The sequence below is a fragment of the Pseudotabrizicola sp. 4114 genome (genome assembly GCF_031457365.1).
GTDB lineage: Bacteria > Pseudomonadota > Alphaproteobacteria > Rhodobacterales > Rhodobacteraceae > Pseudotabrizicola.
In genome coordinates this window covers 119,318-141,017 of sequence record NZ_JAVDWP010000008.1, presented here as the reverse complement: position 1 = coordinate 141,017, position 21,700 = coordinate 119,318, and the positions used below count along the sequence as shown (strand labels likewise).

Sequence of the window (21,700 nt, the reverse complement as noted above, 5' to 3'; positions counted from 1 at the left end):
AATTCTGCGAATTTTCAGCCCATTCTGTCGGACCTGTCCGCTCAGCCGCCCCAGCTGCGCACCGGACCGCAATCCATATGCACAAAGTTCGAGCGGGAATACCGGCCCACGCCGCCAGAGGCACAGGCGGCCGCTGCCTTGGCCATCTGACCGACCGATCGCGACTTGAGCCGCAGATCTGCTGCCTGACCCTTGAGGTGAAGCGAGTTCTTGGCCACGCCGCCCGATTGCGAGCGCAGCATGGCGTTGGTGCGGGGGCTGCGATAGCCCGACAGCATCATATAGGGCTCTTTGACATCCATCAGACGATGGGCGGCGGCCATGATATCCACCGTGCGCGCGTCGATGCCGATCACGTCATTGGACCGCCAGTCGCGCATGAAGTGATTTACTTCGGTCATGACCTCGGGAATGTACTTCCCTTCGATCCAGTAGATCGTGTCGATGCTTTCGCCGGTCCGTCCTGAATACATACGGATCCGGCGAATGTCGCCAGCCCCGCGCAACAGACCGAAAGCGTTGGAGTAAGTCGGAGCTGCAACCACAATGGATGCCGCAAACGCACCCAGCAGGCCACGCCGCGAAATCCCGAACTTCGATGTATCTGCCATTCTAGCGCCTGTCCCGTCGCAATTCTTGACCACCTTGATGGCGGTTCGTCTGCACTTCATCCCCAAGTGTGCCAGTCTTATGCCACAGCATGTTTTGCAACCCAAGCGCAGATTCTCCGCTGGTTCCCGGTTTAGCGGGCATCGGCAAATTTTTGCTGAAAGGCGCGGAAACAATGCGCTGCATTTTTCTTACCTCACTGTTGCCGGAAAGTAACGAAATCGGGGGTGATCGTGAGGATCTGGCCGGAACGTGAATGGACAGTGCTGCCAACTTCGCGGAAAGTCGGGGAAATTCGGCAAAGACGGACGGGGACGATCTCACGATGACTCGATTGACTGGTGGTTCTGGTATGCGTGGGCTGTTGCTCTCGGCTGCGATTTTTATGCTTGCCATGCCCGCGTCGGCGCAGGAGTTTCCCAGCCCCTTCGTTCAGACCATCGCCGCCGAGGCATCCGGGGATGAGGTGATTGCCGCCTTCTACCGCGAGAGCGGCTATCGCACGCTGTGGACCGGCCCGGAAGAGCAGGATGCGCAGCGGCGTTCGGCCTTGCTCTCGGCCCTGTCGCGGGCGGGGGCGCATGGCTTGCCGGTCGCGCGCTATGATGCCGCAAAGCTGACTGCACTGCTGAGCACCGCGCAGACCGAAGGCGACCGTGCCCGGGCCGAGGTGGCGCTGACCCGCGCCTATCTGGCTTTTGCCCGCGATGTGAAAACCGGCGCCACCGATCCGAAAACCGTCGATCCCGGCATCGTGCGCGAGATTGCGCGGCCTGACCCTGCGTTGTTGCTGGCGCAGATGCAGGCGCGCAACCCGGTGGAGCTGCTCCATGGGCTGCTGCCCGACTCGCCGCGCTATGCGCAGCTGATGCGGGCCAAACTGGCGCTTGAGTCGCGGATCGCCCAAGGCGGCTGGGGCCCGGTGGTGCGGGCCAAGGCGCTGCGGCAGGGCGACACTGGTGAGGCGGTCGTCGCCTTGCGCGAGCGTCTGGTCGCGATGGGCTATCTGACCCGCTCGGCCACCCGCAGCTATGATGCCACCATTCAGAACGCGGTGCAGCGGTTTCAGCTGGATCACGGGCTGACCGCCGATGGCATCGCGGCAGAGGCGACGCTGGCCGAGCTGAACATCGCGGCAGATGAGCGGCTGAAATCGGTGATTGTCGCGATGGAGCGGGTGCGCTGGATGCATGACACCCCGCTTGGCGACCGTCATATCTGGGTCAACCTGCCCGATTTTACCGCCAAGGTCATGGATCATGGCAAAGTCACATTCGAGACCCGGTCGGTGATCGGCAAGGATGTGATGGATCAGCACACGCCCGAGTTTTCCGACCAGATGGCGCATATGGTGATCAACCCGAGCTGGGGGGTGCCGCGCTCGATCATCGTCAAGGAATACCTGCCGCTTCTGCAGCGCAACCCGAATGCGGTCAGCCATCTGCAGGTGATCGACAATCGCGGCCGCGTGGTGCCACGCGGGGCGGTCAATTTCGCCGGATATTCGGCGCGGACCTTTCCGTTTGGTCTGCGCCAGCCGCCGTCAGACGGCAATGCGCTGGGGCTGGTAAAGTTCATGTTCCCTAACAAGTACAACATCTATCTGCATGATACGCCTTCGAAAAACCTGTTTGCCCATGACGTGCGTGCCTATAGCCACGGCTGCATCCGTCTGGCCGATCCGTTCGATTTTGCCTATGCGCTGCTGGCGCTGCAATCGGATGACCCGCAGGCAGAATTTGTCCGCCATCTGAAGACCGGCAATGAAACGACGGTCAAGCTGGAGCAAAAGGTGCCGGTGCATCTGGTCTATTTCACCGCGTATCCGGGGGCCAAGGGGCAGATGACCTATCGCCGCGACATCTATGGCCGGGATGCCAAACTGTTTCAGGCGCTTGAGGCGGCCGGGGTGGTCTTGCCTGTGGTTCAGGGCTAAACCTCCGGTCAGCTGCAAAGACGCAGTGAAAGGAGCATCATCATGGCCCATTGCATCGCTGACATCGCCGCCGCCCTTGGGGCGGAGTTCGCGGGGGATGGCGCGCTGATGGTGCAGGGTGCGGCAGAGCCGCAGCATGCCGGGCCAGAGGATCTGGCCTTGGCGGTGAACCCCAAATATGTGGATGGTCTGGCTCTGGGGCAGGCACGGGCGGCGCTGCTGTGGCCGGGGGCGGACTGGCAGGCGCTCGGTCTGCAGGCCGCGATCTTTGCGCCGCGCGGGCGGCTGGCGATGGCGGGGCTGACGCGGATGCTCGATCCCGGCCCGGCGATTGCGCCGGGCATTCATCCGATGAGCGTGATTGATCCGACCGCGCAGATCGGCGCGGGCGCGGCGATCGGGCCGTTTGTCACCATCGGCGCCGGGGTGATCCTTGGGGCCAATGCCCGCATTGCCAGCCATGTCAGCCTTGCCGAAGGCGCGCAAATCGGGCCGGAGGCGTTGATCCTGCAGGGCGCACGGGTGGGTGCCCGGGTGCAGATCGGCGCGCGGGTTGTGATTCAGCCGGGCGCGGTGATCGGGGCGGATGGGTTTTCCTTTGTCACGCCCGAGAAATCGGGGGTCGAAGAGATTCGCGAAACTCTGGGCCAGCGCGACGAGATCCGGGCGCAAAGCTGGACCCGGATTCATTCTCTGGGTGCGGTCAGCATCGGCGATGATGTGGAAATCGGCGCGAATGTCTGCATCGACCGGGGCACGATCCGCGATACCCGCATCGGCAACGGCACCAAGCTGGATAACCTTGTCCATATCGGCCACAACGTGCAGGTGGGCGACGATTGCCTGCTGTGCGGGCAGGTCGGCGTGGCAGGATCGGCGCGGATCGGCAACCGGGTGGTGCTGGCCGGGCAGTGCGGGGTCAATGACAATATCTTTATCGGCGATGACGTGATCTGCGGCGGCGCGACCAAGGTTTTCACCAATGCGCCAGCCGGTCGGGTGCTGCTGGGGTATCCGGCGGTCAGGCTGGAAACGCATGTAGAGATGCAAAAAGCGCTGCGCCGGCTGCCACGTCTGGCCGCAAAGGTTGCCGCAATCGAGAAAGTCATTCAAAAGTCATGAAGGCTTTCTATAAGTCGCGCGAACAGGAAGGAATGATCGCATGACCCAGACCGCACAGACCATTATCGGGATCATTGCCGAAAAGGCATTGCTGGAACCCGGCGATCTGACCATCGACACCCGGCTGGAGGCGCTTGCGCTGGACAGTCTGGCCATGGTGGAGCTGGTGTTCGCGCTGGAAGAGACCTTCGACATCTCGGTGCCTTTCAACGCCAATGACCCGGGCACCGATGACTTTGACCTGTCGTCGGTGGGCGCGATCATTGCCGCGGTTGAAGGCCTTGTTTCGCAAAAGGCCGCCTGAGCCTTTATGCCCAGAGTTGTGATCACCGGCGCGGGCACCATCAATGCCCTTGGCCATGACGTGCCCTCGACCTTTGATGCCTTTGCCAATGCGCAGGGCGGGATCGGCCCGCTGGATATTCCCGATGTTGACCGGTTGTCGGTCCGGGTCGCGGGGCAGGTCCGCGACTGGACCGCCACCGAACATTTCGATCTGCGCGGCCTCAGCCTCTATGACCGGATGACCCAGTTTGCGCTGTGGTCGGCCCGGCAGGCGGTGGCGCAGTCGGGGCTGGTGTTTGACGAGGCGCTTGGCCTGCGCGCGGGGGTCATTCTGGGCACGGCGGGCGGCGGTCTGGGCACCATCGACGACAGCTATCGCGCGGTTTATGCCGAGGGCAAGAACCGGGTGCATCCGCTGACCGTGCCCCGGCTGATGGCCAGTGCCGGGGTCAGCCACATCAGCATGACCTATGGTCTGCGCGGCCCGGCCTTTACCGTCTCGACCGCCTGCGCCAGTTCCAATCATGCGATGGGGCTGGCCTATCAGATGGTGCGCTCGGGTGCTGCTCCGGTCATGCTGACCGGCGGGGCCGAGGCGATGCTGACCTTTGGCGGGTTGAAGGCGTGGGAGGGGCTGCGCGTGATGGCCACCGATGCCTGCCGCCCGTTTTCTGCGGATCGCACCGGGATGGTGCAGAGCGAAGGTGCTGCGGTCTTTGTGTTCGAGGCCTACAAGCATGCCCGCGCCCGGGGGGCGACCATTCTTGCCGAAGTGGTCGGGTTTTCCATGTGCTCTGACGCGCATGACATCGTGATGCCATCGGCAGACGGTGCGGTGCGCGCGATGCGTGGCGCGCTGGAAGATGCGGGGCTGGAGCCGGGGCAGGTGGATTACATCAACGCCCATGGCACCGGCACCCGTGCCAATGATGCCAATGAGGCGATGGCGATCCGCACGGTGTTTGGCCCCAGCCCGCCGCTGGTGTCATCGACCAAGGGCGCCCATGGCCATATCATCGGTGGCACTGGCGCGGTGGAGGCGCTGGCCTGTCTGATGGCGCTGCGCGATGGGGTGGTGGCGCCCACGCTGGGCTATCAGAAACCGGACCCCGATTGCGCGCTCGATGTGGTGCCCAACACCGCCCGCAAGGCCGATGTAAAGGTGGCAATGACCAATGCCTTTGCGTTTGGCGGGTTGAATGCGGTGCTGGTGCTGCGCCGGATCTGACCGAACTCTTTGATCCGCCATGCAAAAGGCCGCGCCCATCGGGCGCGGCCTGTGTGTTCAACGATGCAATCGCGCGTGTCAGTTGGTGGCAGAGACAGCCGCATAACCGGCTGTAAAGCCCTTGAGCGACACCTCAACCGACACCTTCTGGTCGGGGGCGACGACGGGTACAATGGTGATAACCGCTTTCGCACCCTTCTTGAACTGCTCAACCTCGGCAGCCGTAAAGCCGACCCGCGCCACGCAGCCCAGGTTTGAGCAGAAGGTAAACGGATAAACCCGTGGGGTGGTGCCATCAACGGCCATCAGCAGGTTTTCGGTCAGCAGCGTTTCCAGCGGCACGACAACGGTTGCCCCGGCGGCGGCCTGACCTCCAGCGGGCAGGTTGAACATGCTGAATTCGGCAACCGCGTTGCCGTCACTGTCTTTCAGCAGCTGATACAGCTGGCAGGGATCAGAACCATCTTCGGTGCGGACGCAGCGCTGTTCCCAGGCCTCGAAATTTGCCTGCACATAGGCGCTGCCAATGCCATCAGCGGCGGGTGCCCCCTCGGCCCCGGCCTCGGTGCCCATCGACAGACCCGGTTCGGTCGCAGCATCTGCCGGCGGGGCAGGGTCTGCGGCCGGTGCTTGGGTGCCTTCGGTCGCGGGGGGCGTTGTTGCCTCTTGCGCCCAAAGGCCGGATGCGGCGGAGGACGCAAGCAAAAGGGTCAGGGCAAAGGATTTGGAAAGGGTCGATGTCACTGCAAAGGTCATGTCAGGTCCATATTTCGCTGTTGGGCTTTCACCGCTTGCGCCGCTCTAGCATGTTGCGCCTGAGCTGTCAGGTGCCAAAAGCGTGACCCGGCGCGGGACTGCCGGTCAAAAGCGGCAATGGCGGCTATGCGACCGGGCAGGGCGTGTATGGGGGGAGGACGAAAATGAAAAAGGGCCAGTGGCCCGGCCCTTTTTCACATTTATTGTTTGCTCCCTGTCGGACTGGCCGACTTCATGGCGCTGACGCTACGGCGGAATATCGCATCCGTCAACCGGGAATCGGATCACAATATCGCCTGTAAAACATGAAGAAACGGCGCATGGTTTCCTGACCCTGCCTCACCGGACGGGCCATGTGCAGGACCGCAGAGAGCGGCACTGACTGCAGCCAATATCAAGGCTGGTATCAGGGGGTTAAGATTGTATTGTCGGCTCGCGCGGGTCTGATCCGGCGTGAAGAATTGTGTGACGGGGAGATGGCGCGTGTCAGAAGAACCTTCAGTATTTGTCGGGGGTGGTGGCGCGGAGTATGGCGATCCGCAGCGGCTGCTGCTGGGTTTTGGCAACCGCCATGGTCTGATTGCCGGCGCGACCGGCACCGGCAAGACGGTCACGTTGCAGATCCTGGCCGAAGGGTTTTCGGCCGCAGGTGTCCCGGTGTTTCTGTCGGACGTAAAGGGCGATCTGTCGGGCCTGGCCGTCGCGGGCGACCCCATGGGCAAGCTGCACACGCCGTTCATCACGCGGGCTGCCACCATCGGGCTGGATCTGGCGTACCGCGCCTTTCCGGTGACGTTCTGGGATCTGTTCGGCCAGCAGGGTCATCCGATCCGCGCCACTGTGGCCGAGATGGGGCCGCTGCTGCTGGCGCGGCTGCTGGAACTGACCGATGCGCAGGAAGGCGTGCTGAACGTCGCCTTCCGGCTGGCGGATGAGGAAGAGCTGCCGCTCTTGGATCTGAAGGATCTGCAGGCGCTGCTGGTGTTCATCGGCGAAAACGCCAGCACGATTTCCAATCGCTATGGTCTGGTCGCGCCTGCATCAATCGGGGCGATCCAGCGCCGGTTGCTGGTGCTGGAGAATGAGGGCGGGGCCGGGTTCTTTGGCGAACCGGCGCTGGATCTGGCCGATCTGATGCTGACCGATGCGGAAGGCATGGGGCGGATCAACATTCTGGCTGCCGACCGGCTGATGAACAGCCCGCGTCTCTATGCAACCTTTCTGCTTTGGCTGCTGTCCGAGCTGTTCGAGAGCCTGCCCGAAGTGGGCGACCCGGAAAAGCCGAAGCTGGTGTTCTTTTTCGACGAGGCGCATCTGCTGTTTTCTGATGCGCCCAAGGCGCTGGTGCAAAAGGTGGAACAGGTGGCGCGGCTGATCCGGTCCAAGGGGGTGGGGGTGTATTTCATCACCCAGAACCCGGCGGATGTGCCCGAAACCATCCTTGGCCAGCTTGGCAACCGGGTGCAGCACGCCTTGCGCGCCTTTACCGCCAAAGACCGACAAGACCTGCGGCTTGCCGCCCAGACCTATCGCGACAATCCGGCGTTCCAGACCGAAGACGCAATCCGCGATGTCGGCACCGGCGAGGCGGTCACGTCGTTTCTGGAGCGCAAGGGGATTCCGGGCATCGTGCAACGCACGCTGATCCGCCCGCCGTCAAGCCAGCTAGGGCCGATTGATCCGGCTGTGCGGGCGGAGCTGATGGCGGCATCGCCGCTGGCGGGCAAATACGACACGGTGATCGACCGCGACAGTGCCTATGAGCGGCTGCGCGCGCGCGCGCAAAAGGCGGCGGCAGAGGCGGCACAAACCGAGGCAGACCCGCGTCGGGAAGCTGCCGATCCGGGCGAGGAGACCAACGAATTCAGCCGGGGCCGTCGCTATGATGGCGGCAGCACACGCAACAAGGCGCCTGCGCCCAAAACCAGCGGCCGCCGAAGTGACTCGGTCGGCGAGGCCTTTGCCAAGAGCTTTGCCCGCCAGCTGGGCACCCGGTCAGGGCAGGCCATAGTGCGTGGCGTGCTGGGATCGTTGTTCAAAAAGCGTTGAGCAGGGACAGCCGGGCAGGGCTTACCTGCCCGGCGGCGCGTTTCAGAGCGGCCGCAGTTTCAGCTTCACGATCCGGTTTTCGCGTTTCTGAACCACTTCGAACCGGAAGCCGTGGAAGCTGAAGGCCTGCCCTTCATTCGGGATCATCTGCGCCTCGTGGATCACCAGACCGGCAATGGTATTGGCCTCATCATCGGGCAGATTCCAGTCGGTCGCACGGTTCAGATCGCGGATCGTCATCTGACCTTCGATCAGATAATCGCCGTTTTCGGCCCGTTTCAGCGCCTCATCCTTTTGCACCACGTCAAACTCATCGGTGATCTCGCCGACGATCTCTTCCAGAATATCTTCCAGCGTGATCAGGCCCTGCAAACCGCCGTATTCATCGACAACCAGCGCAAAATGGGTGCGGCGTTTCAGGAATTCGCGCATCTGTTCATCCAGCGCGGTGGTGTCGGGGATGAAATACGGCGCCATCGCGACTGCGGCGATATCCAGATCCTTGACCGAGCCCAGCGTTCCGTCTGCGGTCCGGAGCAGCCGGTCCACCTCGCGCAGAAGGTCCTTGGCATGGACGACCCCCAGAATATTCTCCTCATTGCCGCGGAACAGCGGCAGGCGGGTGTGGGGTGAGGCAAGCACCTTGGTCAGAATGTCATCCGGCGACAGATCGGCATCCAGCATTTCGATATGACGCCGGTGGCGCATGATCTCGTCCACCGTGCGGCTGCCCAGATCCAGCGCGCCCAGCAGCCGGTCGCGGTCTTCCTTTTCCACGGCACCTTCGGAATGGCCAAGGGCAATTGCGCCCATGATTTCTTCACGCAAGGCCAGGATCTTGCCTTCGGGGTCGGCGCGGACGCCGAACACCCGCAACACCCCGCGCACCAGAACGCGGACGACGGAAACAATGGGCGAGAACAGCAGGATAAGCACCCGGATGATGGGTGCCACACGCGTCGCGACCCCTTCGGGAAAGGTGATGGCCAGTGTCTTGGGCAGCACTTCGCCAAAGATCAGCACCAGAATGGTCATACCCAAAGTGGCGAACGCCACCCCGGAATCGCCCAGCACCCGGGTCAGCAGCGCGGTGGCGAGCGAGGCCGACAGAATGTTGACCACGTTGTTGCCGAGCAGAATCGCACCGATCATCCGCTCATTGTCTTCGGTGATTTTCATCGCCGACTGCGCCCCGAGCGAACCCTTGTCGGCAAGGGTTTTCAGCTTGGCGCGCGAGGCGGCGGTCAATGCGGTTTCCGAGCCGGAAAAGAACGCAGACAGCACCAGCAGACACATGATTCCCGCGGCAGTCAGCCAGAAGGCAGAGTCGAGGGCAGAGTTTTCCATATCAATCTTTTTTCTGTTGCGAGGATTAAAGAAGTTATGCGGGGAGTTGGCCTGTGCTTCAAGAACCCTTGGCCGGTTTTGCCAACGGGTGATGCTGCAGCACCAATGATTTCAGGTGATCATCCAGCACATGGGTATAAATCTCGGTGGTGGACAGATCTGCATGGCCCAGCAGGGTCTGGATCACCCGCAGATCGGCCCCGCCTGCCAGCAGATGGGTGGCAAAGGCATGGCGCAGCGCGTGCGGGGTGACCCGTGCGGGCGAGACCCCGGCGGCGATGGCAATCTGTTTGAGCATCAGGTGGAAATGCTGCCGGGTCAGATGCCCGTCTGCGCCCGGTCCGGGGAACAACTGACGCGAGGGCGCGTGGCCTGCCAGCCGCGCCTTGTCTTCGGCCTGATCGCGCAGCTTCAGCCAGACGGCAAGTGCGGCGCGTGCGGGGCCGGACAGCGGCACCATCCGTTCCTTGCCCCCTTTGCCGCGCACCAGGATCATGCGCGGATCGCCACGCGCGGCGGAAACCGGCAGGCTGACCAGTTCTGTCACCCGCATGCCGGTGGCATAGACCAGCTCCAGCAAGGCGGTGTTGCGGGCGCGGTCACTATCGGTTCGGCCGTGGCTGCGCGCGGCGTCCATCAGGCGGGTGACATCGTCCTGTGACAGGGCATCGGGCAAGCGCTGCACTGCGCCGGGCCCTTTGATCCGGATCGCCGGATTGTCGGCGCGCCAGCCCTCGTCATGGGCAAAACGGTACATTTGCCGGATCGACGACAAGCGGCGGGCGCGGGTGGCCTTCGACAGGCCATTGGCATCGCAGGAGACCAGATAGGCCTCCACATCCTCGCGCGTGGCGGCGGCAAAGCCAATGCCGCGATGCGCGACCCAGGCGGCAAAATCCTTGAGATCCCGGCCATAGGCCAGCTGCGTGTTGCGCGCGGCGTCCAGTTCGGCGGCATGGGCATCGAGAAAGGTCGAAATCCAGCCGTCCGACGTGGCAGGGCCTGCGGTCATCCGCGCCGCTCCAACAGCATCAGCTCCAGCGCGGTCTGGCGGGCGGTGTCTTCCAGCCCGATATGGCGCAGAAAGGCCAGCCCATCGGTCACCCCCGACAGATCGCCCTGCACCCCGCGCCCGATTTTCTCGACCGCGAGCAAGATCGCCTCGCCCATGCGGCGCTGCTCCATCAGGCTGGCAAATTCGGGGGCGGCGGCCGAGCGCAGAAACGCCGGGGCAATCGCGCGGCCGAGCGTGTCCGGCGGGATCGCCCCGGCCAGCGACCCGGTCGCCAGCCCGATCAGGAAGGCCTCGCGCGGGCTTTCCGGCTTGCGGGCCTTGGCGAGGGTTTCATACTCCGGCGACAACAGTCCCAGGTCAAACGCAATGCGCCCGGCCTGACCCGTCAGCGGCAAACGCGACAGGTCTTCGGCAAAGAGCGTGGCAAAAGGCACCTCCAGCTCGGCCCCGGCCATCTGGGTCCAGGCGGCGGGCAGGCTTTGCGCCACAGCGCCCGGGTCGCCGGCGCGCAGGGCGGTTTCAAACCGCTGGAACGCATCCACCCGGTCCCAGACCCCACCCGAGGCGGCGGGCAACCGCTCGGTATACAGCCCCAGCAGCACATTGGGCGCAATCACCCCGGCCCGTGCCAGCCGTTCGGCCGACTCGATCTGGCTTTTCCAGCCCGCCGTGTCACGCAACTCGGCATGGGCAAAGGCCAGCGGCAGGGTGGCCGTGGATTGCGGCTCGCCGATGGCTTCGAACATGCGCCAGGACAGCGGGGTCATCCGTGCCGGAACCGGGGGCAGGGCATCGCCTTCATAGAGATCGGGGTCAAGGAAGCGCGACAACAGCGAATCTTCCTCCTCGGTTACATATCCCAGCGCCTGCGCCGTGCGCAGCGTCAGCGCTGCCGCATTCCAGTCGCCGGAGCGGGCCACGCAAAAGATGCGGGCAGGAAAGGTCGGGGCCAGATTGGGGGTGGCCTGCATCATCTCGCAGCCGCGTTCCTCGTGCCCGGTCAGCAGCGCCACGTCAAAGGCGCGGCGGAACAGTTCGGGGTCGCCCGGCGGGGCCGCGTCCAGCAAGGCCGCCGCCTGATCCAGCGCGCCCATGGCCAGCAGACGGTCGATCCGCGCCAGCAGCAGCGCCCCCTTGCCACTGCTGTCGGCCGGGGGGGCCGCTTCGGCCAGCATCAGGGTCATAGTCAGGGCGTGCAGGGCGGGCAACAGGTCGCTGCGGTCTTTGGCAATCGCGGCCCGCACCTCTTCCTCCAGCCCCATGCCCCAAAGATTGCGGGGCAGGCCGGTGGTCGCGGGGGCAAGCAGCCCGATGGCATCGGGAGAGGGCGCATCCAGCACCGACACCGCGACATCCTGCGGCAAGGCCCCGCCCGTCGTCACCGGTGCCTCTGCCGGTCTGGCGGGCGTGCCGATGGCCGAGCCTGCAGGCGATGCGACCGAGCTGGACAGCCAGTCGATGGCCGACAACGGATCATCCGCCCGGACCGGCGCAGGCGCCCATGTGACCACGCAGCACAGCGCGGCCAGTGCTGCCCTAGTCGGCATTCAGCGTCACCGGAACCGTCACTTCGGTCTGACCGGGCGACAGATCTGCCAGATATGCATAGCCCGTCAGTGCAGCAAACCCCACAATACCCAATACAATCATCGCCTTGAGGATACGCCCCACCATTGCCATCTGCCCTTTCAGCCCGATATTCCTGCGTGTCACGGGTTCACCCCGCCGTCTTGTCGCAGCAGCCTCTTTGCCCGTCTTGTCACCGCCACCCGCACTCAGGGCCCCATGGTGGCGACTTTCCGCGCGATTATATATGGCATTCGCGGCGAGTTCACGCCATGAACAAAAAAATGCGCGTGATGCGGGCGAAACGCCGCTGTTGCAGGCAAAGGCAGCCCTGCATGGCCAAGGAATCGAAGGAGGCAACGTGGCACGCCTGAAAAAGACGGTCGCCATGGTGGGGATGATGGGGGCGGGCAAGACCGCTGTGGGCACCGCGCTGGCCCGGGCGCTTGGGGTTCCGTTTGTTGATTCGGATGAGGAAATCGTCCGCGCGGCCAGCCGCTCGATTGCCGAGATCTTTGAGCGCGACGGCGAGCCGTTCTTTCGCGCCCGCGAATCCGAGGTGCTGGCCCGTCTGCTGCGCGGCCCGCCTTGCGTGCTGTCGACCGGCGGCGGGGCCTATCTGGCCGAAGCCAACCGGCAGCTGATTTCCGAGTCCGGGGTGGCCGTCTGGCTGCGTGCCGACCTTGATCTGCTCTGGAACCGGGTGCGGCACAAATCGACCCGGCCGCTGTTGCGCACGGCAAATCCGCGCGAAACCCTGCGTGCCTTGTATGAGGCCCGCGTGCCGTTTTACAGCCAGGCCGATGTGACGGTCGATGCCAGCCCCGATCTGTCGATCGAGGCCATGGCCGGGCGCGTGATCGAGGCGCTGCTGGCCCGGCCCGATGTACTGGGGCCTGAAGGTCTGGGCCCCGACGTTTTGAAAGGAGAGCCGGCATGACGGTGGATGTGGTCCCGGTCGATCTGGGCGCGCGCAGCTATGAGGTGCGGATCGGCCCCGGTCTGATCGACGGGGCGGGGGCGCAGATCCTGCCATTCCTGCGGCGGCGCAAGGTGGCCGTGGTCACCGACGGTGCGGTGGCCGCTCTGCATCTGGACCGGCTGCTTGCGTCCTTTGCGGCGCAAGGGATCGAGGCGACAGCACTGGCGCTGCCTGCCGGGGAGAGCACCAAGGGCTGGCCGGAATTTGCCCGCGCCACCGAATGGCTTCTGGAGCAAAAGATCGAGCGGCGCGATGTCGTGGTGGCCTTTGGCGGCGGGGTGATCGGCGATCTGGCAGGGTTTGCGGCGGCCGTGCTGCGGCGCGGGGTCCGCTTTGTGCAGATCCCGACCACGCTGCTGTCGCAGGTCGACAGCTCGGTCGGTGGCAAAACCGGGATCAACACGGCGCAGGGCAAGAACCTGATCGGCGCGTTTCATCAGCCCACACTGGTGCTGGCCGACATCGACGTGCTGGCCACCCTGCCGCGCCGCGATTTTCTGGCGGGCTATGGCGAGGTGGTGAAATACGGGCTGCTGGGCGATGCGGCGTTCTTTGACTGGCTGGAGGTGAACGCCCCCGCTATGGCAGGCGATGCCGGTTTGCGCCAATATGCCGTGCGCCGTTCGGTCGAGATGAAAGCCGGGATCGTCAGCCGCGATGAGACCGAAGAGGGCGAGCGCGCGCTGTTGAACCTGGGCCACACCTTTTGCCACGCGCTGGAAAAGGCCACCGGCTATTCGGACCGGCTCTTGCATGGCGAAGGCGTGGCGATCGGGTGCGCGCTGGCGTTCGAGCTGTCGCAGCGTCTGGGCCTGTGCGCGCAAGAGGCCCCCAGCCGGGTGCGCGCGCATCTGCGCAGCATGGGCACCAAGGTCGACCTCCGGGATATCCCCGGCGATCTGCCGGATGCCGATGCGCTGCTGACGCTGATGGGGCAGGACAAGAAAGTGGTGGATGGCCAGCTGCGCTTTATCCTTGCGCGCGGCATCGGGCAGGCTTTTGTCGCGGCTGACGTGCCGGGGGATGTTGTGAAAACCCTGTTGAAAGAGGCGCTTGCCGGTCGGACCTAGAGTTTTGCCTTAACCTGTGACCCGCCCGATCGGCGGGTCATATCTTTGCAATAACCATCTGGCCTTCAGGCCAGGTTACCGGGAAAATGCGTCCGCAGGGATGCCCAGCTTTGCCAGTGAATCAGCCGATGGCTGACGACCGTTCTGGACTGCGCCCGACGCCTCGATTGCCGCGCCGATCAACGCGAAGAACTCCATGAAGGTCGCGAAGATTCCACGATTTTCGGGAGTGTAGTGCAAAGCGCTGTTTGCTGAAATTGCCATCTGAGGTTCCTGACATTGCTCGTCTCTCTGAGGAAGAGATAAACACAGCCCGCCCATGCTGCAATGCAGCAAAACGGTCTTGCCGTCATGCGTCAGGTGCATGGCTCGGCTCATAAATGCCTGTCCCCAAAGGGACGGGACTGCATTAATCGTGATTATCAGGAGTGGTTGGCTGGGGCGCCAGGATTCGAACCTGGGTATGTCGGTACCAAAAACCGATGCCTTACCGCTTGGCGACGCCCCAACCGTGCGGCGGTTATTAGCCAAGGGTGTTGGCGGGTGCAAGGGGGTTCATCACAAAAATGCAAAGATGCCCGCAGCAACATGTATCGCACTGCAAAGATGGACGCGCGGGGCGGTGCGCGCTATGGGGCGGGCATGGAAAAGCTGGATATCATCGTTCTGGGGGCCGGGGCTGCGGGCCTGTTTTGTGGAATCGAGGCCGCAAGGCGCGGGCGGCGGGTGCGGGTGATCGACCATGCCAAGGCACCGGGGGAAAAGATTCGGATCTCGGGCGGCGGGCGGTGCAATTTCACCAATCTGGAGATTGCCCCCGACCGCTTTCTGTCGCGCAACCCGCGCTTTGCGCTGTCGGCGCTCAAACGCTTTACCCAATGGGATTTTATCGCGCGGATGGACGCTTGGGGCATCGCCTGGCATGAGAAAACGCTGGGGCAGCTGTTCTGCGACGGCCCGGCGACTCAGGTCGTCGATGCGCTGACCCGTGATCTGGCGCGGGCCGGGGGCGAGCTGTGGCTGGGCTGTGAGGTGGGCGCGGTTGACGCGCTGCCGGGGGGCGGTTTCACTGTTACCACACAGCGTGGCACGCTGATCTGCGACTCGCTGGTGGTGGCGACCGGGGGCAAGTCGATTCCGAAAATGGGGGCGACGGGCTTTGGCTATCGTCTGGCCGAGCAGTTCGGTCTGCCGCTGGTGGAAACCCGGCCTGGCCTGGTGCCGCTGACCTTTGCCGAGCAGGAGCTGGTCTGGATGAAGCCGCTGTCGGGTCTGTCGGTCGAAGGCCGGGTGCGGCACGGGCGGACCGAATTTGCCGAAGGCATGCTGTTTACCCATCGCGGCTTGTCCGGCCCGGCGATTCTGCAGATCTCCAGCTACTGGCGCGAAGGCGAGCCGATTGCGCTGGATGTCAGCATGGGGCGCGATGTGGCGGCGCATTTGCGAGCGGCGCGGGCGGAAGGCCCGAAACTGGCGCTGCGCACGGCTCTGGCGGGGCTGGTGCCAGAGCGGCTGGCGCGGCATCTGGAAACCGTGATCGCGCCTGTGGGGCCGCTTGGCACGCTGTCCAACGCTGCGTTGGAGCAGGTGGCCGAGGTGTTGCGCAACTGGCGGCTGATGCCGGTGGGGTCAGAGGGCTATCGCACGGCCGAGGTCACGCTGGGCGGGGTCGATACTGATGCGCTGGATGCCCGTACAATGCAGGCCAAAACGGTGGCAGGGTTGTATTTTGTCGGTGAGGTGGTGGATGTGACCGGCTGGCTCGGCGGATACAACTTCCAATGGGCCTGGTCATCGGGCTGGGCTGCGGGGCAGGTCGCCTGATATCAAGGGGTTGCGCGACTTTCCTCGCGCAATCTCTCAGCTCGGTTCAGGGTCTTCATACCGATGCTGCCGACCATTCGGATCGGTCACCGTCCAGCCTTGCGGATCTTGCACCAGATACTCCGGCCCGATCGGCACTTTGCCGTAACCGCCCGGAATATCCAGAACATAGGTCGGCAGAGCCGTGCCGGACAGCCGCCCGCGCAGGGCTGCCATGATCGCCTGACCCGCCGCAATCGTGGTGCGGAAATGGCCCGCCCCGCGCGCCAGATCGCAATGGTGCAGGTAATAGGGCTTCACCCGCAACCGGATCAGGGCGCGGAACAGCGCCTCCAGAACTTCGGCACTGTCATTCACCCCGCGCAGCAGCACCGATTGCGACAAGAGCGGGATGCCGGCATCGGCCAGCCGGGTCAGGGCGGCCCGGGCCTCGGCTGTCAGCTCATCGGCATGGTTGGTATGGATCACCACCCAGACCGACGGATGCTGTTTCAGCGCCGCGATCAGCGCGTCGGTGATCCGGTCGGGGGCCACCACCGGCACCCGCGTGTGCAGGCGCAGCACGCCGACATGCGGGATCGCGGCCAGCCGCGCCACCAGATCGGCGATGCGCCGCGCCGACAGCACAAGTGGGTCGCCGCCAGTGAGGATCACCTCCCAGATTGCGGGGGTGCGGGCGATGTAGTCGAGCGCGGCCTCCAGCTGGTCGGGCGGCAAATGTCCTGTCTCGCCAACGGTTTCGCGGCGAAAGCAAAAGCGGCAATAGACCTCGCAGGTCTTGGTGACATGCACGATCACCCGGTCAGGATAACGATGCGTCAGACCCGGCACCGGGGCGTGGGTATCGTCGCCAATGGGGTCAAACCTGTCCTCGGGCCGCTCGATCAGCTCTGCCGCTGTCGGCACGAATTGCCGGGCGACGCCTTCCGACAGTTGCGACGCGGCGCGCATCTGCGGGGTCAGGCGCAGGCGGAAATCCTGCGCCACACGGGTAAGAACCGGCGTATCCGTGGCCTGCGTCAGGCCATCGGCGACCAGATCGGCGATGGTCAGCGCCGGGCGAAGGGGGGTGTTGCCGTCCATCTGTGGGGTCAGCTGCGCAGGCCGGTGGCCGCCAGCAATCCGCGCCGCTTGGCCTCGTAATAATAGCCGCGCGCATACCACATCACCGCCCGGTCATGGCTGCCGTTTGACACCATCCACGCCCCGCGCAGGTATTTCACCGCGTAGCGCAGGTTGGTTTCGGCATCCAGCAGATCGGTCGGCTGCCCGCGAAAGCCCATGGTGCGCGCGGTCTGCGGCGCAATCTGCATCAGCCCCATGTACTGCCCGTTGCGGGCACGGGGGTTGTAGCCGGATTCGCGTTGCACCACCCGGTGCACCAGACTGACCGGCACATCATATTCGCGGGCGTACCTGACGATCAGCGCGCGCAGCTCGGGCGTCTCGCCCGGATGCAACCCGCCGCCACCCACAAGATTGCGGTCGCCGCCGCGCCCGCCACAGGCAGAGAGCGCCAGCGCAAGACCCAGTGACAACGCAGCACGGCGAGAGATCGGGGGCATGGGCAGCGTCCTTTTTGCCTTGTCTTGCGGGTGTTTTAGCGCATGTGCTGCCAAGGCTCCAGTCCCCCGCCATAACATTGCCGGGATAGGACTTTAGGCGGGCTATGCGGTCAGGGTCGCGCCTGTTACGCTGGGTCAAAGCAGCCTCAGGTGAGCCATGACTGTGCATACCATGCCCTTGCCCTTGCCCCAGACCGATCTGCCCCGCACCTTGCATTCGGCGCTGGTGGTGGATGATCATCCGCTGTTTTGCGACGCGCTGTCGATGACGCTCAAGGCGGTGGCGGGGATCACCCGGATCGAAACCGCTGACCGGCTGGAGAGCGCGATTGCCCGGCTGGACCGCGCGCCGATGCCCGATGTGGTGGTGCTGGATCTGAACCTGCCCGATGTGGACGGTCTTGACGGGCTGATCCGGCTGAAAACGGTGGTGGGGGCGGTGCCGGTGGTGGTGGTGTCGTCGCTGGCCGACAACCGGGTGGTCAGTGCCGCGCTGCGTGCCGGGGCATCGGGCTTTGTGCCAAAGCATTCGCACCGCGAGGTGTTCCGCGCCGCGTTCGAGGCGATCCGGCAGGGGCGGGCCTATCACCCCGATGGTTATGTGCCGCAGAATGACCCGAAGGCACCCGCCAGCCAGCGCGAAGAGGCGGTGGCGCGTCTGTCGCTGCTGACCCGGCAGCAGGCCCGGATTCTGCAGCTGATCTGCGAGGGCAAGCTGAACAAGCAGATCGCCTGGGAGCTGACGATTGCCGAAACCACGGTCAAGGCGCATGTGACGGCAATCATGCGCAAACTGGGGGTGCAAAGCCGCACGCAGGCGGTGCTGATCGCGCGCGGGGCCAGTTTTGACAGCCTGATGCCGGAAGGCGATTGAACCGCTTGCCGAAGCCGGGGGCAGGTCATAGCCTGAAGGCTGGGGGAGATGCGGATGGATGACGGGAGTGGCATGGACGGCGGGCCGCCGGAACCGCCGCAACAGACAGCGCCTGCCGGGATTCTGGTGACCGCTTCGGTGTGCGCCACCGCGCCGGATGCGGCAGCGCAACTGTGTCAGGCGCTTGGCGACGGGCCGTTTTCACGCGTGGTGCTGTTTGTGTCGCCCGAGGCCGATCTTGCACGGCTGTGCGCCGGGCTGAGCCAGTGCTTCCCGCCCGGTCTGGTGATCGGCTGCACCACGGCGGGGGAAATCTCGCGAAATGGCTATACCGAAGGCGAGATCGTTGCCACAGGGTTTCCGGCCGCGCATTTCAGCACCGACTGCCTGCTGGTGCCGGACCTTACCCGGATCGACGCGCAGGATCTGATCGGCCAGCTGATCCGGGCGCGTGTCGGGCTGCAACAGGACCGTGCCGGATGGGATCATGAATTCGCGTTCATGATGGTCGACGGGCTGTCCACGCTGGAGGATGATCTGGCCGCCGCCGTGGCCGCCGGTCTGGGCCCGGTGCCGCTGTTCGGCGGCTCCGCGGCCGATGGGGTGCGGTTCGGGCAGACCCATGTGATCTGGCACGGGCAGGCATGGACCAATGCAGCGATCGTGATGCTGGTGCGCAGCGATTGCCGGGTAAAAGTGTTCAACCTTGACCATCTGGTACCGACCGACCGGCGCATGGTGGTGACACAGGCCGATCCCGCGCGGCGGATCGTGCGGCAGATCAATGCGGAACCCGCAGCGCAGGAATATGCGCGGCTGCTGGGCAAGGACCCGGGCCAGCTGACCACCTTTACCTTTGCCGCCCATCCGGTGGTGGTGCGGGTCGGCGGGCGGCATCATGTGCGGGCGATCCAGCGGATGGATGCCAATGGCGACCTCGTGTTCTTCTCGGCCATCGACGAGGGGCTGGTGCTGACCCTGGCCGAGCCGCAGGACATGGTGGCGCATCTGGACCGCGAGCTGTCGCGCCTGTCTGACCATGGCCCGCCCGCCGCCGTTCTGGCCTGCGACTGCATTTTGCGCCGGATGGAGGCGTTGGAAAAGCAGATGTCGGGCGCGATCTCCACTGTTTTGCGCGCGCACAATGTGGTGGGCTTTTCCACCTATGGCGAGCAGTGGAATTCGATGCATGTGAACCAGACCATGACCGGGGTGGCGATTTATCCACCAGATCCGGCCATGCCGGAGCCCTCATGTCAGAAACCTCATGATTGACACGCTGATCAACCCCGCCGACCCCCCTGAGCGGCAGATGGCCAAGCTGATGACCATCACGCAGGTGCTGATGCGGCGGGTGGAATCGGACACCGATGACAATGGCGCGGCCTATGCGCAGTTCCAGCGCGCGGTGATGCTGGAAGATCAGGTCCGCGACCGCACCCGCGATCTGGAACGCGCGCTCGACCTTCTGAACGACTCCAACGCCCGTCTGGGCGAGGCCACCCGCAGCGCCGAGGCGGCGCGGCAGAACCTGGCCAATGCCATCGAGACCATTCAAGAGGGTTTTGCGCTGTTTGATGCCGATGATGTGCTGGTGCTGTGCAACTCACGCTTTGGCATGCATATGGAGGATATTCACGATGATCTGCGCCCCGGCCTGAGCTTTGACGCCTATGTTGACCGGGTCAGCCACTCGCATTTTCTGGCGCTGCCAGAGCGCGAGACACCCGAAGACTGGGCGATCCGGCGCAAGCGGCGGCATCAGGACCGGCACGTGATCTTCAACGTCCGCATGATCTGGGACCGCTGGGTGCAGGTCTCTGAACACCGCACGGCGGATGGCGGCACGGTGATCTTGCAGACCGATGTGACCGACATCATCCGAAGCGAACGGCAGGAGCGGGGCAAGCTGCTGGACGATCAGGCAAGGATGATCCGCGCCACGCTGGACCATATCAATCAGGGCGTGTCGATCTTTGACACGCAGGCGCGGCTGGTGGGGTGGAATGCCCGGCTGAGCCAGCTGTTATCGGTTCCCATCGCGCGGTTCCGGGTGGGGGCGTCGTTTGATTATCTGCTGGCCCGCTTCCAGGAGGAAATCACCCTCTCCGACGGCATGACCGATGCGGAGCTGCAATCCTGGGTCATGGCCGATCATGGCCGCAGCCCGCTGTCATTTGAGGTGCGGCGCGGCGATGATCTGATTCTGGCGGTGTTTGCGCAGGAAATGCCGGATGGTGGCTTTGTGATGAGCTTTACCGATGTCACCGCCGAGCGCGCCGCGATCGAGGCGCTGAGCCGGGCCAATGAAACGCTGGAGGCGCGGGTGATGGACCGCACGCTGGAGCTGGAAGATGCCCTCGCGCATGCCGAGCGCGCCAATGCCAGCCGCTCGCGCTTTGTGGCGGCCGCGAGCCATGATCTGTTGCAGCCCCTGTCGGCGGCCAAGCTGTTCATCGCCAGCATCGGCGGCGAAGGCGTGCCGCCCGAAGCGGTGGAGGCGCTGGAAAAGGCGCAGAATGCGCTGGTGTCCGTCGAGGGGATATTGGATGCGCTGCTCGACATCTCCAAACTGGAATCGGGGCGTGCGGCGGTGTCGGTGGGGCAGGTGGCCCTGCACCCTATTCTGGCGCAGCTGGCGGCGGAATTTACCGCCATCGCCGCCGCCAAGGGATTGCGGCTGACGGTGCGGCTGTCGGATGCGGTGGTGATGACCGACCCGTCCTACCTGCGCCGCATTCTGCAAAACCTGATCGGCAATGCGATCCGCTACACCATGCGCGGTCGCGTCGTGGTGGCGGCGCGCAAACGCGGTGGCATGATCCGGCTGGAGGTCTGGGACACCGGCCCCGGCATCCCCGAGGAAGAGCAGGACAATATCTTCAAGGAGTTTCACCGCCTGAACGCGCGGGCGTCCGCGAGTGAGGGCATGGGGCTGGGGCTGGCGATTGTGGAACGCGCCTGTGCGCTGCTGGGGCATCCGCTGGGGCTGTCGTCCCGGCTGGGGCGCGGCACCTGTTTCATGCTGCAACTGCCTTTGGTCACAGCGGCGGATGCGCTGCCAGCACCTGCGCCTGCGGCCCCCCGGCAACGGATGCGCCTGCAAGGCAAAATCGGCTTTCTGGTGGAAAATGACCCCGACCTGTGCCGCGCCATGGGGCTCTTGCTGGAAAAATGGGGCCTGTCGGTGCTGGATGCCGACAGCGGCGAGGCGGCCTTGGCGCTGATCGACGAGCTGGGCATCCTGCCCGATTTCTTTCTGGTCGATCATCAGCTGGGCGATGGCATGACCGGGGTCGACTTCATCCGCACCCTGCGCCAGCTGCATGGCGATGTGCCGGCCCGTCTGGTCACCGCCAACCGCAGCCCGGAAGTACAGGCCATGGCACAGGCCGAAGGGATCGAGATAATGATGAAACCGATTGATGCCCGCGCACTCGAGGCATTCTTGCGCGATCTGGCCTAGGCGCGC

20 protein-coding genes and 1 tRNA gene are annotated in these 21,700 nt (G+C 64.5%); 11 read left to right on the top strand and 10 right to left on the bottom strand.

Going from position 1 to position 21,700, the window contains the following annotated elements:
* Positions 1–41 precede the first annotated feature (41 nt).
* A complete protein-coding gene (locus J2X53_RS17140; protein ID WP_349038710.1) occupies positions 42–611 on the bottom strand; it encodes a DUF882 domain-containing protein in 570 nt (189 codons plus the stop codon).
* A 350-nt stretch (positions 612–961) separates the two neighbouring features.
* Here J2X53_RS17140 and J2X53_RS17135 point away from each other — a divergent pair, with 350 nt between their 5' ends.
* The 4 genes from J2X53_RS17135 to J2X53_RS17120 are packed head-to-tail and all read left to right on the top strand — an operon-like array spanning position 962 to position 5,180.
* Positions 962–2,545, top strand: coding sequence for a L,D-transpeptidase family protein (locus J2X53_RS17135; RefSeq protein ID WP_349038709.1), 1,584 nt, complete (start codon positions 962–964; stop codon positions 2,543–2,545).
* Between the two features lie 42 nt (positions 2,546–2,587).
* Positions 2,588–3,667 (top strand): UDP-3-O-(3-hydroxymyristoyl)glucosamine N-acyltransferase, encoded by a 1,080-nt coding sequence (locus J2X53_RS17130; protein WP_349038708.1) that lies wholly within the window; start codon positions 2,588–2,590, stop codon positions 3,665–3,667.
* A gap of 40 nt (positions 3,668–3,707) precedes the next feature.
* Positions 3,708–3,971, top strand: a complete 264-nt coding sequence (locus tag J2X53_RS17125; protein WP_349038707.1) for an acyl carrier protein — start codon at positions 3,708–3,710, stop codon at positions 3,969–3,971.
* A 6-nt stretch (positions 3,972–3,977) separates the two neighbouring features.
* Positions 3,978–5,180, top strand: a complete 1,203-nt coding sequence (locus J2X53_RS17120) for a beta-ketoacyl-[acyl-carrier-protein] synthase family protein (protein WP_349038706.1) — start codon at positions 3,978–3,980, stop codon at positions 5,178–5,180.
* A 78-nt stretch (positions 5,181–5,258) separates the two neighbouring features.
* Here the strand turns inward: J2X53_RS17120 and J2X53_RS17115 are convergent, their stop codons facing one another.
* The gene (locus J2X53_RS17115; RefSeq protein WP_349038705.1) at positions 5,259–5,936 is read right to left on the bottom strand and encodes an invasion associated locus B family protein; all 678 of its coding nucleotides are present in this window, start codon (positions 5,934–5,936) and stop codon (positions 5,259–5,261) included.
* Positions 5,937–6,419: 483 nt separating this feature from the next.
* Between J2X53_RS17115 and J2X53_RS17110 the strand changes: the two genes are divergently transcribed.
* The gene (locus J2X53_RS17110) at positions 6,420–7,985 is read left to right on the top strand and encodes a helicase HerA-like domain-containing protein (protein ID WP_349038704.1); all 1,566 of its coding nucleotides are present in this window, start codon (positions 6,420–6,422) and stop codon (positions 7,983–7,985) included.
* 42 nt (positions 7,986–8,027) lie between these two features.
* Here J2X53_RS17110 and J2X53_RS17105 read toward each other — a convergent pair whose 3' ends face one another.
* The 4 genes from J2X53_RS17105 to J2X53_RS17090 are packed head-to-tail and all read right to left on the bottom strand — an operon-like array spanning position 8,028 to position 12,060.
* Positions 8,028–9,332 carry an HlyC/CorC family transporter gene (locus J2X53_RS17105; protein WP_349038703.1) on the bottom strand — a complete coding sequence of 435 codons (1,305 nt, stop codon included), beginning with the start codon at positions 9,330–9,332 and terminating at the stop codon, positions 8,028–8,030.
* Between the two features lie 58 nt (positions 9,333–9,390).
* Complete coding sequence (locus J2X53_RS17100) at positions 9,391–10,344, bottom strand: site-specific tyrosine recombinase XerD (RefSeq protein ID WP_349038702.1); 954 nt, start codon at positions 10,342–10,344, stop codon at positions 9,391–9,393.
* On the bottom strand, positions 10,341–11,894 hold the full coding sequence (locus J2X53_RS17095; RefSeq protein WP_349038701.1) for a hypothetical protein: 1,554 nt from the start codon (positions 11,892–11,894) through the stop codon (positions 10,341–10,343). The genes J2X53_RS17100 and J2X53_RS17095 overlap by 4 nt, the downstream gene beginning before the upstream one ends.
* Complete coding sequence (locus tag J2X53_RS17090; protein WP_349038700.1) at positions 11,884–12,060, bottom strand: hypothetical protein; 177 nt, start codon at positions 12,058–12,060, stop codon at positions 11,884–11,886. The genes J2X53_RS17095 and J2X53_RS17090 overlap by 11 nt, the downstream gene beginning before the upstream one ends.
* A 214-nt stretch (positions 12,061–12,274) precedes the next feature.
* Here J2X53_RS17090 and J2X53_RS17085 point away from each other — a divergent pair, with 214 nt between their 5' ends.
* Positions 12,275–12,853 carry a shikimate kinase gene (locus J2X53_RS17085; RefSeq protein WP_349038699.1) on the top strand — a complete coding sequence of 193 codons (579 nt, stop codon included), beginning with the start codon at positions 12,275–12,277 and terminating at the stop codon, positions 12,851–12,853.
* A complete protein-coding gene (aroB, locus tag J2X53_RS17080; protein ID WP_349038698.1) occupies positions 12,850–13,965 on the top strand; it encodes a 3-dehydroquinate synthase in 1,116 nt (371 codons plus the stop codon). Before J2X53_RS17085 ends, aroB begins: the two co-directional genes overlap by 4 nt.
* Before the next feature lie 75 nt (positions 13,966–14,040).
* On the opposite strand, the gene J2X53_RS17075 is transcribed toward aroB, so the two are convergent.
* Together J2X53_RS17075 and J2X53_RS17070 are read right to left on the bottom strand one after the other, a co-directional pair.
* Complete coding sequence (locus J2X53_RS17075; protein WP_349038697.1) at positions 14,041–14,343, bottom strand: hypothetical protein; 303 nt, start codon at positions 14,341–14,343, stop codon at positions 14,041–14,043.
* A 55-nt stretch (positions 14,344–14,398) separates the two neighbouring features.
* Positions 14,399–14,473: transfer RNA gene (locus J2X53_RS17070), tRNA-Gln, on the bottom strand.
* Between the two features lie 134 nt (positions 14,474–14,607).
* Between J2X53_RS17070 and J2X53_RS17065 the strand changes: the two genes are divergently transcribed.
* The gene (locus J2X53_RS17065) at positions 14,608–15,789 is read left to right on the top strand and encodes an NAD(P)/FAD-dependent oxidoreductase (protein WP_349038735.1); all 1,182 of its coding nucleotides are present in this window, start codon (positions 14,608–14,610) and stop codon (positions 15,787–15,789) included.
* Positions 15,790–15,825: 36 nt separating this feature from the next.
* Here J2X53_RS17065 and J2X53_RS17060 read toward each other — a convergent pair whose 3' ends face one another.
* Together J2X53_RS17060 and J2X53_RS17055 are read right to left on the bottom strand one after the other, a co-directional pair.
* Entirely contained in the window at positions 15,826–16,872 is a 1,047-nt protein-coding gene (locus tag J2X53_RS17060; RefSeq protein WP_349038696.1) for a lysine-2,3-aminomutase-like protein, read from the bottom strand.
* A gap of 8 nt (positions 16,873–16,880) precedes the next feature.
* On the bottom strand, positions 16,881–17,354 hold the full coding sequence (locus J2X53_RS17055; protein ID WP_349038695.1) for a lytic transglycosylase domain-containing protein: 474 nt from the start codon (positions 17,352–17,354) through the stop codon (positions 16,881–16,883).
* A gap of 157 nt (positions 17,355–17,511) precedes the next feature.
* On the opposite strand from J2X53_RS17055, the gene J2X53_RS17050 reads away from it, so the two are divergent.
* Genes J2X53_RS17050 through J2X53_RS17040 form a run of 3 tightly spaced genes read left to right on the top strand, consistent with a single transcriptional unit; the run spans position 17,512 to position 21,694 of the window.
* Positions 17,512–18,228: a response regulator transcription factor gene (locus tag J2X53_RS17050; RefSeq protein WP_349038694.1), complete on the top strand. Its 717-nt coding sequence runs from the start codon at positions 17,512–17,514 to the stop codon at positions 18,226–18,228.
* A 54-nt stretch (positions 18,229–18,282) separates the two neighbouring features.
* A complete protein-coding gene (locus J2X53_RS17045; RefSeq protein WP_349038693.1) occupies positions 18,283–19,503 on the top strand; it encodes an FIST N-terminal domain-containing protein in 1,221 nt (406 codons plus the stop codon).
* Complete coding sequence (locus J2X53_RS17040) at positions 19,496–21,694, top strand: PAS-domain containing protein (RefSeq protein ID WP_349038692.1); 2,199 nt, start codon at positions 19,496–19,498, stop codon at positions 21,692–21,694. Before J2X53_RS17045 ends, J2X53_RS17040 begins: the two co-directional genes overlap by 8 nt.
* The last annotated feature ends 6 nt before the right edge of the window (positions 21,695–21,700 follow it).

Bases quoted from the DNA above. Each gene is read 5' to 3' on its own strand.
- J2X53_RS17140 (WP_349038710.1), bottom strand. From the start codon at position 611: ATGGCAGATACATCGAAGTTCGGGATTTCGCGGCGTGGCCTGCTGGGT.
- J2X53_RS17135 (WP_349038709.1), top strand. From the start codon at position 962: ATGCGTGGGCTGTTGCTCTCGGCTGCGATTTTTATGCTTGCCATGCCC.
- J2X53_RS17130 (WP_349038708.1), top strand. From the start codon at position 2,588: ATGGCCCATTGCATCGCTGACATCGCCGCCGCCCTTGGGGCGGAGTTC.
- J2X53_RS17125 (WP_349038707.1), top strand. From the start codon at position 3,708: ATGACCCAGACCGCACAGACCATTATCGGGATCATTGCCGAAAAGGCA.
- J2X53_RS17120 (WP_349038706.1), top strand. From the start codon at position 3,978: ATGCCCAGAGTTGTGATCACCGGCGCGGGCACCATCAATGCCCTTGGC.
- J2X53_RS17115 (WP_349038705.1), bottom strand. From the start codon at position 5,936: ATGACCTTTGCAGTGACATCGACCCTTTCCAAATCCTTTGCCCTGACC.
- J2X53_RS17105 (WP_349038703.1), bottom strand. From the start codon at position 9,332: ATGGAAAACTCTGCCCTCGACTCTGCCTTCTGGCTGACTGCCGCGGGA.
- J2X53_RS17100 (WP_349038702.1), bottom strand. From the start codon at position 10,344: ATGACCGCAGGCCCTGCCACGTCGGACGGCTGGATTTCGACCTTTCTC.
- J2X53_RS17095 (WP_349038701.1), bottom strand. From the start codon at position 11,894: ATGCCGACTAGGGCAGCACTGGCCGCGCTGTGCTGCGTGGTCACATGG.
- aroB (WP_349038698.1), top strand. From the start codon at position 12,850: ATGACGGTGGATGTGGTCCCGGTCGATCTGGGCGCGCGCAGCTATGAG.
- J2X53_RS17075 (WP_349038697.1), bottom strand. From the start codon at position 14,343: ATGAGCCGAGCCATGCACCTGACGCATGACGGCAAGACCGTTTTGCTG.
- J2X53_RS17065 (WP_349038735.1), top strand. From the start codon at position 14,608: ATGGAAAAGCTGGATATCATCGTTCTGGGGGCCGGGGCTGCGGGCCTG.
- J2X53_RS17060 (WP_349038696.1), bottom strand. From the start codon at position 16,872: ATGGACGGCAACACCCCCCTTCGCCCGGCGCTGACCATCGCCGATCTG.
- J2X53_RS17055 (WP_349038695.1), bottom strand. From the start codon at position 17,354: ATGCCCCCGATCTCTCGCCGTGCTGCGTTGTCACTGGGTCTTGCGCTG.
- J2X53_RS17050 (WP_349038694.1), top strand. From the start codon at position 17,512: ATGACTGTGCATACCATGCCCTTGCCCTTGCCCCAGACCGATCTGCCC.
- J2X53_RS17045 (WP_349038693.1), top strand. From the start codon at position 18,283: ATGGATGACGGGAGTGGCATGGACGGCGGGCCGCCGGAACCGCCGCAA.
- J2X53_RS17040 (WP_349038692.1), top strand. From the start codon at position 19,496: ATGATTGACACGCTGATCAACCCCGCCGACCCCCCTGAGCGGCAGATG.